At 65.9% G+C, this 279-nt stretch carries 1 pseudogene; it reads right to left on the bottom strand.

The features are described from left to right. Positions 1–168: pseudogene (locus SB771_RS34135) on the bottom strand (CbbX protein); the annotation flags it as partial. Positions 169–279: the final 111 nt, after the last annotated feature.

The following is a 279-nucleotide window of genomic DNA, read 5'->3' as shown; positions in this document are numbered from 1 at the left end:
CGCGGCGATTTCGCGGATGCGCGTCTTCACGGGCGCGAGGCCGATCAGATCACGGTCGAGTTCGTCGAGCACATCGGCGATGCCCGACTCGCGAAAGAGCGCGAGCAAGTCGACGCGCCGCGCTTGCGTTTCGTTTTGCGCCAGTGGCTCCGTTACGACGGCGTTCATGACGATGTCTCCCTGTTCGTGTTCTGGTTCGCTCGACCGGCGTGCCGCCGCTAGCGTGGCGCGGCGCGCACCGTAGTGAGCGAATAGCGCTGCACACGCGAGCGGTCTTCC

It is taken from the genome of Burkholderia sp. SIMBA_051 (genome assembly GCF_046534915.1).
Lineage (GTDB): Bacteria > Pseudomonadota > Gammaproteobacteria > Burkholderiales > Burkholderiaceae > Burkholderia > Burkholderia ambifaria.
This window is presented reverse-complemented; position numbering and strand designations above follow the sequence as displayed.